The organism is Globicatella sp. HMSC072A10 (assembly GCF_001811625.1).
Taxonomy (GTDB): domain Bacteria; phylum Bacillota; class Bacilli; order Lactobacillales; family Aerococcaceae; genus Globicatella; species Globicatella sanguinis.
On record NZ_KV805811.1, the window covers coordinates 21,139 to 30,897 of the forward strand.

The 9,759-nt window shown below is 35.1% G+C and carries 7 protein-coding genes and 1 pseudogene; all 8 read right to left on the reverse strand.

All coding sequences use genetic code 11. From position 1 onward, the window contains the following. Window positions 1–291: 291 nt before the first annotated feature. The 8 genes and pseudogenes from HMPREF2811_RS09735 to dinB all read right to left on the reverse strand — a co-directional run bounded on the left by HMPREF2811_RS09735 (window position 292) and on the right by dinB (window position 9,490). Window positions 292–885 carry an alpha/beta hydrolase gene (locus tag HMPREF2811_RS09735; protein WP_071409155.1) on the reverse strand — a complete coding sequence of 198 codons (594 nt, stop codon included), beginning with the start codon at window positions 883–885 and terminating at the stop codon, window positions 292–294. After that, entirely contained in the window at window positions 869–1,822 is a 954-nt protein-coding gene (locus HMPREF2811_RS09740; RefSeq protein WP_071409156.1) for a VOC family protein, read from the reverse strand. Before HMPREF2811_RS09740 ends, HMPREF2811_RS09735 begins: the two co-directional genes overlap by 17 nt. Continuing rightward, complete coding sequence (locus HMPREF2811_RS09745; protein WP_141749312.1) at window positions 1,819–2,802, reverse strand: ring-cleaving dioxygenase; 984 nt, start codon at window positions 2,800–2,802, stop codon at window positions 1,819–1,821. The genes HMPREF2811_RS09740 and HMPREF2811_RS09745 overlap by 4 nt, the downstream gene beginning before the upstream one ends. A gap of 593 nt (window positions 2,803–3,395) precedes the next feature. Continuing rightward, window positions 3,396–4,670 carry an alpha-amylase family glycosyl hydrolase gene (locus HMPREF2811_RS09750; RefSeq protein WP_071409158.1) on the reverse strand — a complete coding sequence of 425 codons (1,275 nt, stop codon included), beginning with the start codon at window positions 4,668–4,670 and terminating at the stop codon, window positions 3,396–3,398. Window positions 4,671–4,947: 277 nt separating this feature from the next. Next, on the reverse strand, window positions 4,948–5,931 hold the full coding sequence (locus tag HMPREF2811_RS09755) for a DHH family phosphoesterase (RefSeq protein WP_246829848.1): 984 nt from the start codon (window positions 5,929–5,931) through the stop codon (window positions 4,948–4,950). A gap of 5 nt (window positions 5,932–5,936) precedes the next feature. Further along, window positions 5,937–7,256 (reverse strand): DRTGG domain-containing protein, encoded by a 1,320-nt coding sequence (locus HMPREF2811_RS09760; RefSeq protein WP_066125824.1) that lies wholly within the window; start codon window positions 7,254–7,256, stop codon window positions 5,937–5,939. 295 nt (window positions 7,257–7,551) lie between these two features. Further along, window positions 7,552–8,360: pseudogene (locus tag HMPREF2811_RS09765) on the reverse strand (ZIP family metal transporter). After that, window positions 8,339–9,490 carry a DNA polymerase IV gene (gene dinB, locus HMPREF2811_RS09770; RefSeq protein WP_071409159.1) on the reverse strand — a complete coding sequence of 384 codons (1,152 nt, stop codon included), beginning with the start codon at window positions 9,488–9,490 and terminating at the stop codon, window positions 8,339–8,341. Before dinB ends, HMPREF2811_RS09765 begins: the two are co-directional and overlap by 22 nt. Between the last annotated feature and the right edge of the window lie 269 nt (window positions 9,491–9,759).

Consider the following 9,759-nt stretch of genomic DNA (forward strand, 5'->3'; position numbering starts at 1 on the left):
TCTACCCCCGCACAGTTGAGTAGGCCTCAAACGAGTCGAAAGACGGAGCTTGAGACCACTCAACCACTGCGCTTTTAATGAATAAGCACTAATTTTGCTGGATTTTTCAAGCTTGTTCTCAGCCTCGTTAAGACGCAGGTTGAGATTACTAAACCACTGCGCTTTGAATTAAATAGATATGCCTGAACAGAATTAAAAAAGTTTTTCCCAGCCTTATACAGTGACTCATACTGTTGATATACCTTATATAGCTAGTACAAAAATAAATTTTTAAAGTATTTGCCCAAACACTTATCCAAGCCACTCTTTCACTTGATATAATAACAGCATATTAATCTCATGTGATTGTACCCAAAAGGTCGTAACATCGGCCTTTCGTGATTCGAAAAGGGTTACCACCCGTTCGCTTTCAGAGATAGGCACAATAGGGTCTTGCTTACCCATTGAAATAAAAATTTTTTGGTGTGATAGAGAATGAGTTTCACTAATAGGAACTGGGTACATTGGTGCCATTAAAATAGCTTTGTTAAAGATTGATTGGTCTTTTAATAACAGCTCAATCGCAATATTGGCGCCATTGGAAAACCCAACAATAATGGCTTTACTCAAATCAAACGCATATTTTTCACTTGCTTCAATAATAAACTCTTTTAACATTAATGCTCTTTGCTGTAAATCTTGCACATCATACACACCTTCTGCTTTACGCTTAAAGAAACGTAAAGCTCCGTGCTCATTGACATTTCCTCGAATGCTTAGGACGCCATAATCAGGATTTAAGAAATCTGCAATTGGTAATAAGGAATGCTCATCTCCACCTGTTCCATGTAATAAGATAAAAGTGGGGGCATCCATCCTTTTAGCTTTTTTAAATAGATGTTCCATCAATGGCCTCCTTTTTTGATAATGATTGCAGATTAGAAGATGAATACTTGTTTATTCTAGCCGTTATGGGTTCAATTTGAGCTAGTATGTTGTCTCTATCCATCTCAAAATGGGGTGGGATTTGTAATATTTGTCCTAATTTATCAAAGGACTCATCTACTTCTAAGCCTGGATCAACAGTAGCAAATTCAAAAATAACATTCCCTTTTTCTTGTAAATAAATCGATTTAAAATAATTACGATCTTTAACTTCGGTAATGGCAAATTGTTGATCAAAAAAATAGTCTTGCCATGCCAATAATTCAGTTTGAGAAGAAACACTCCAAGCTAAATGGTGGACCGTTCCGGTACCCCAACGTCCTTTACGTAAAGGAGATTCATTGACAATAATATGTTGTGCTAGTGGACTATCCGTTTTAAAATGATGTGGTCCAACCTTTAAAAGTCCTAAATCATTGCTTAATAAGGATTTAGTTGCTGTTGGGTTTTCAGATAAAATCGCCACACCGTGAAAATCATAAATAGCTCTCGTTTCATGCTCTACATCCGTTTCAACTATGGCTAAATCTAAAGAATGGGGATCACTAAATTCTAAAGTGTCTTGGCCAAATAACTGAGATCGTGTTGTTTCAATGCCTTTAGCAAATAAATAATGCTCCCATTCCTTTAAATAACCTTTAGGTACTCTAAATGCATTCCTACCTATTTGTCCGCCACCTTTTCGACCATGGGTCGCATGTTGCCAAGGGAAAAAGGTTAATAAAAAGCCTGGATTCACTTGCTCATTTGAAAAGTAAAGATGATATACTGTCGAATCATCAAAATTAAGGGTTTGTTTTACTAATCTTAATCCTAAAATATCTTGATAAAATTTAATATTTTCATTAATATCACCAACAATCGCACTTATATGATGAATGCCCTTAACTTTTTTCACGTTTCATCCTGCTCCTTTACCCCACGCCAAACTGTATCAAACGGTCTAACTTGTGCTTCAATTTCTGCTCTCTTAGGCTCTAAAAACGGAGGTAAAGATAATTTTTCTCCTAAAGTTTCATATGGTTCGTCTTGCATAAAACCAGGTCCATCAGTTGATAACTCAATTAAAATATGACCTACACGCGTATAAAGCGCCTCAAAGTAAAAACGATCGACAAATCCAGAACTTCTAATCCCTAACTCATTATAACGATCTAACCAAGCCATCAATGCCTCATGGTCTTTCACTCGGAAGGACACATGATGGACTTGTCCATAGCCTGGCTGACTTTGTCCTGATTCACTATCATTAATTAAGATAACACGACCACCATTACCACCTTCCCCGACTTCCAATAAAGCACGTTCTTCGGTTAATTCGATTGTTTTCATACCATAAACTGTTTCTAAAAAAATGCGAAAGTCTTCAAAATAACTAATCGTAATTTCAATAGGTCCTAAACCAGTAATGGCAAATTCTGCTGGAACCGGCCCTTTCTTCCAAGGAGTCCCCGCAGGAATCCCTTGGTTGTGTTCATCTGAAAATAATTGATACTTTTGACCATCCTGTTCTTCAAAAGGTAATACCTTAACCCCATATACTTCAGTAATCGGATCATGTTTTATTCCCATTTTTTCAAAGCGTTTTTGATAGTAGTTTAAAGCTTGATTATTCGGTACTCTCAAACCAATTCTTGAAATTAAATTAGTTCCTGGTAATCCTTTTGGATTATTGGGAAAATCAAAGAAAGTCATATCGGTTCCCGGAGCCGCGACATCATCGGCATAAAATGTGTGATAAGTATGGATATCATCTTGATTAACTGTTTTTTTTACCAATCTCATCCCTAAAATTTCTGTAAAAAATTGATAATTACGTTCAGCAGAATCGGTCATCGCGGTCACATGATGGATTCCTAGTAATTCGTGTTGCATAATAGTCCCCTCTTTCAATAGTTGATTGAATTTTAATTCGAAGTCAAATCAATTCGATTGCGAATTAAATATTATCACACATATTTGAATGAGTCAAAGAAAATTAATCCTAATTAGTAATTTAAATAAACACACTTGTGCTACATAAAATTGACAAATTATTGTATCCCATAAGTTTAGTTGACGATTAAGACTTTCCAACATCAAAAAAGCATCATTTTTCACGCGTAAAATCATAAGCAAAAATAGAAAGCCCTACTAAATGTTGTAGAGCTCTCTTTCTTAATCCATCAATTGCCAGAAGGAATGACAATTTATTCTTTTTCCTTTTTACGATTTTCTAAATAAAGAGACTTGTAAGCTAGGAAAAAACTTTAAAAAATTTGTTTGGTCTAATCTATTTAGTTTATCGTGCAATGTTGAAGGACCTCAAACTGCGTCTTTCGACTTGTTTGAGGTCTACTCCCAACTGTGCGAGGGTAGACAGACGAAGCGAAAATCATTTGATTATCTACTTTTTGCCCACTGCCGCAAAATATATGATGTTAAATAAAAATATCTAAACTACTTGTCTTTTTCAAAATCAGTCATTCTGATTAAATAGAAAAAGCTTGCGCATGAGAAGCGAGTGCTAATTTTCCATTATGAACCGATACTTTATTTCCAGTTACTAAATCACTATACTCGCCATCAGCCATTGGTACATTAACAAAACCTTCTTTTCCTTTGAAAGAACAAACTGCCACAAAATGTTGTACTTTATCTTGATGTTCCATTACCACTGCGTCTAACTCATCATAAGGAGTTAATTCATAACGAGTGGTTAAAGTGGTTGGAATATATTGCTTTTTAATATCATTTAAATGACGGATTTCTGTTGAAATATCTCGTCCAGCCTGCCAATTAACTGGATCGATATCAAATAATGTTTGTTCGGTAGTTTCTTGAACTTCTTGGCCATTATATAATAAGACAAATCCTTTCTCGAAATATTGGAAAGCCGTCCATTGTAAAAGGTCTTGTTCATTGCCAATTAAATATTTTGCACGTGGGTTATCATGGTTTTCTAAATTACGTGCCTTAATATAATCAACGGGATAAATCACTTCTTGTAAATTCAAGCGATTAATATAGTCGCTTAATTTATTTGTGCCTCTTAAGTAACCATGGAATAAATAATGAACATCATAATCATATAATACATCGAAGGCCTGATACATCTCAGCATCCGCATGAGCGACTGTACCCGCTTGACGTAACGTTTTAATAAATCCAAATTCAACACTTTCAGAAAGCCAGATGAAATCTGATTTAATTTCAGTTACTGCTGCCCGAGCTTCAATCCAAAAATCAATCGGTACTAATGGTGCCACGTCACAGCGGTAACCATCAACATATTTTGCCCAATAACAAAGCGATTCAATTTGATAATCTCTTAATTCACGATGTTGATAATCTAAATCGACAATATCAGTCCAATCACCAACACGGTTACCTCTTTTACCCTCTTCATTATAATAAAACCATTCGGGATGTTCTTGAACTAATACTGAATCTGGTGAAGTGTGATTATATACGACATCAATCATGACTTTCATTCCATTTTCATGTATAGCATCACACAATGCTTCAAAATCTGCTAATGTTCCATATTCTGGATTAATAGCGCGAAAATCGTAATTAGCATAAGGAGAACCATCTTTTCCTTTACGATTGACTTCACCGATTGGATGAATTGGCATTAACCAAATAATATCGACTCCTAGTTTTTTAATTCTTGGTAGTTCAGGAATGATTGCTTGAAAAGTCCCTTCTTTTGAAAAATTGCGGACAAAAATACTATAAATTACTTGATTCGGTTGAATACTCATAAATATTTACCTCCTTGATTTTGATACTTTCACTTTATCGAATTATATTATCTTAAGCAAACATAAAATATAGGTTAACGGTAACAAAATATAAGCACTTACATTAAGAGCCTAATCGAGTAAGATGACAAAAAAGAGAAGTAATACAAGAGATCTCTTTTAAGGCTCCTTGTAAAAATGGTGCGGGTCAAAAGAAATGACTCTGTTGATCCAGACCAAAAAGAATAGAGCTGTTTTTATAGATATTGATCCTTGTATGACTTCTCTAAATAAATTGTTATTGTTTGATTTGTTGTTGATATTGTAACGAAGCTTGTGAAAGTTGTTCTACAATTTCATTCAGTTCTTCTTCACTATAGGCATTCGCTCCACTCGCCATCGGATGACCGCCTCCGGCATGCAAGGCAGCTATTTCATTAATGACGGGACCTTTTGAGCGCAGACGACAACGATAGAAAAAGTCCTCCCCTTCTTGTTGTACAAAGGTCACCCAACAGTACACGCCTTGAATTCTGGAAGCTAAATTAACGAGTCCATTAGTTTGTTCTTCAGTAACGCCAAAACGCTCTAAATCTTCTCGGTTAATTCTTAAAAAAGCAACGCCCGCATCATTAACTTGTAGATTTTCATAACCAAATCCTTGTAATTTGACTTCTGCTGGACTCATCACTTGAAATTGGTCATTAATCGCAAAGGCATCGATACCTTGTTCTAATAATAAGGCTGTATAATTAAAAGTGGCTGCTGTCGTTGAATTATATAAAAATCGTCCTGTATCACCCACAATACCAGCATATAATAATTGGGCTACCTGTGGCGTAAGCAGTAATCGTTGACCTAGGAAATCACTCATTGCTACAATAATCTCACTACAAGAACTGGCTGCTGTTGTTACAATTTGTAAGCTACCATATTCCTCTACAATCGGATGATGGTCTATTTTAATTAAATCTTTGCCTTTCAGATAATGTTCACCATCGATTCTTTCGGTATTAGCGGTATCAGTAATGATAACCAATGCCTCTTGATAGTCTTCTACAGATACTTTATCCATATGACCTAACCAACTTAAACCTTTAGAATTGCTACCAGCTGCCAAAACCGTTTTATTAGGAAAAGCATTTTTAATTAAATGTTTTAACCCTAACTGTGAACCTAATGCATCTGGATCAGGTCTTTGATGGCGATGAATAATAATCTTATCATACGCCTTTACTTTTTGGAAAAATGCTTCTACTTCTGATTCTATTAGGTAGCTCAAACTCACTAACCCCTTTCAATAATTTGACTCGTAATAATCGCCCGTGCCGCTAAAGTATTTTCGTGAAAGACATCCACTTGAACTAAAGCGCTACGTCGATTTTGGTGAAACACCTCTACTTTAAAATGGATTTCATTACCAATTTGAATTAAATTAAAATAATGTACTTCTATTTTTTCAATAATATTATTAAGATTCGTTTTCTCTACCACTTTCTTTTGTGCCGTTTGGGTAATTAATTCGCATAATACCCCATACGAAATAGTACCTAAATTATTAATCATTTGCGGTTGCACAATTGCTTGAAAATCATAATCACCAAATTTATTAGTATGATTGATTGCATCTAAATGAACGGCTAAATCATCTTCAAATGTATGAACGATTTGTGGTTGTTGTTGAATCGTATGAATAGCTTTCATCACATCTTGACGTGAAACAACCCCTAATAACTGTAAATTATCAGCCACAACCGGAATCATTTCTATATCTTCCCAAATCATTTTATGAGACACACTCGCAATACTCATATGTAATTTAACGGTTACTGTTTCTTTCGTCATTACCCTTTCAATCAATACTGTCTCATCGCGGCCAATTAAATCTTTAGCCGTCACGACACCAATTAAACGATTATTATAGACAACAGGAAATCTGGATAATCCTGTTTTATCAGACATTTTATGAAAAGTTCGAACGTTATCTTGTGCTGTTAAAGCGACTGTTTTTTCAATCGGAGTATAAATGTCTTCAATCGTTAAAATTTCTTTTTTAATTAATTGATCAGAAATTGAACGATTAATCATAGTCGCCACTGTAAAAGTATCATACGAAGTGGAGATTAATGGTAAGTTACGTTCATTAGCTAATTGAATAACGCTTGGGTTTGCTTTAAAACCACCTGTTATCAAAACGGCTACATCATGCTCTAACGCAAGTAATTGAGCTTCCGTACGATTCCCCACAATTAATAAAGACTGCTCACTAAAATAACGGACCATTGCATCTTCTTTCATCGCACCAATAATAAATTTATTTAAATGACGCGATAAGCCATCTGATCCACCTAATATATCCCCATCGATAATATTGACCACTTCTTTAAAGGTTAGCATATCCGTTAAATATTTTACTTTCTGTTCTATTCGAATCGTTCCTACGCGCTCAATAGTAGAGACTAACCCTCTTGTTTCAGCTTCTTTAATCGCACGATAGGCGGTTCCTTCACTCATATTTAATTTCTTGGCTATCCCACGGACCGAAATTTTATTGCCAACTGGTAGAGATTTAATATATTGCAAAATCTGTTCGTGTTTCGTCGCCATACAAAATTTCCCCTTCTCTTCTATAAAAAATGTTAATAGTAATCTGATGTCATTATAACAGTTTTATAATACAGTTGCTAGTACAAACCGATTACTAATTAATACTTTTTAACTAATAATTTTGATCAATAAATCCTTTACATCATGATAATAATTAGTTTCCTTGTTTGGCTTTCAATAATGGTCATAATACTCAAATTTGAAAATTCCCAAAAAAAAAAACCATGTTTGTGCATTTATAGTAATACAATAAAGAGATTGTACTACTGTACACAAACATGGGCGATCATCATAATTAACCTAGACTGACGTCTAAAATCATCATAATAACAAATCCACCTAAAAAACATAAAGTTGATAAATCTGTATATTTTGAAGCTTGAGATTCTGGGATTAACTCTTCCACTACTACGAAGATCATCGCCCCAGCAGCAAAGGCTAAACCATAAGGTAAAATAGTCGTCACTAATAATACCGCTGCGGCACCAAATAACGCCCAAATGGTTCAACTAAAGCAGACAATTGCCCCATATTGAAAGCACGCCATTTTGATTTTCCCTCTGCTCTTAAAGGTAATGATAAGGCTGAGCCTTCTGGAATATTTTGAATACCAATCCCTATCGTTAATGCCAAAGCAGCCGCTATCGTGGCACCATTGACTTGCATACTCGCAGCAGCATAAGCGACCCCTAAGGCCATTCCTTCTGGTATATTATGGATCGTGACGGCTAGCACTAACATGGCAGTACGAGAAATATTAATACTTTTGATATCCGTGTCCCCGTGGTCCCCACTGATATGTAGGTGGGGAACAAGTTTATCTAATAATCGCAAAAATATTCCTCCGGCTAAAAAGCCAATCGTTACCGGTATCCAGGTAGGTAACGCACTATTCTCAGCATATTCAAGTGCCGGTGCTAGTAACGACCAAAAAGAAGCAGCAGTCATAATACCGGCAGCAAACCCCTGCATTACTGCTAAAAATTTATCATTTACATCTTTTACAAAAAAGACCATAGCTGAGCCAAATAATGTACATAGCCATGTAAAAATTCCAGCTAGAAACGCTTGTAAAACTGGATTTAATTCGATGAACCAAGCCATTCATCAACACTCCCTTCGTGAATTGTTAATTGGATTGCGGATGTCTCCGGATTTAATAAATTTGAAACAGACACGCCCAGTAAACGCACTTCTTGATCTAAATTCCCATGTTTTTGCCATAATTCTTTCACAATGGAAATAGCCTCTTCATAAGAATCAAAATAATCTTCTGCTTGCATTTGTCTCGTTATCGTTTCAAAGTTTCCATATCTTATTTTAATTGTAACAGAGTTTGTAAGCAAGCCTAAACCTCTAACTTTTTTCATCACACTCTGGGTAAGTTTTTCAAATTGAACGATAATTTTTTCTTCATCATTCAAAAATTGAGTAAAGGTTCTTTCTCTACCAATTGATTTGCGATCTCGCTGTTGATTTACTGCAGCATTATGAATTCCACGAACTTTAAAATATAAGGAATAGCCCATCTTACCAAAATGTTTAATTAAAGTATCTAAATCTTGTTGATACAAATCTTTTCCATTAAATATTCCTAATTCATGGAAATGCGGAATGGATTTCACGCCGACTCCATAAAACTTATCAATCGGAAGTGCTTGTAAGAACTTAGTGGCTTCTTGAGGTGTCACAATAGTGATGCCGTGGGGTTTATGATAATCAGAGGCAATTTTTGCGATGAATTTATTATAAGAAACACCGATAGAACAAGTTAACGAAAGGGTTTCGTATATCTCTTTTTGAATTAAATGTGCAATTTTTAGCGCACTCGCTTCATTAATTTTATTGACGGTCACATCTAAATACGCCTCATCTAATGATAAAGGTTCAATAACATCAGTATATTTTAAAAATATTGCGCGGATTTGTTGCGAAACCTTACGATAATAATCCATATTCCCTTGAATAAAAATAGCCTTCGGACACAGTTTGTAAGCTTCTACAGCAGACATTGCTGAATGAATACCATATTGACGAGCAATATAATTACAAGTAGCAACGATTCCTCTACCACCGGTTAAATTAGGATGCTTGGCGATGACCACAGGTCGATTTTTCAAACTAGGATTATCTCGCACTTCAATACTCGCATAAAAAGCATCCATATCGACATGCAAAATTTTTCGCGTCGTATCGGGTTTCGGTTCTTCAAAAGTTAATAAACCATATTTCATTGTTGATCATCACCTCACTTCTTTTTATTTCAGTTATTAGTATATCAAACTTACTCTTTTAATGAAAAAATACTATCTACTTCTATTGCCCTTAGTTTATCCAGCGTAAATTGGTTTGAATTTTCTATTTAGCCATCATTTTATTAAAAATCATGTTTATCGATAGTAACAATTCTAATGAATAATGGATTGAAGAACTGGTCACCACCTATTCTTTCACAATATTAATTTCCATTCAATCGAGTAGGAGACTAATCATTAGTTGATTA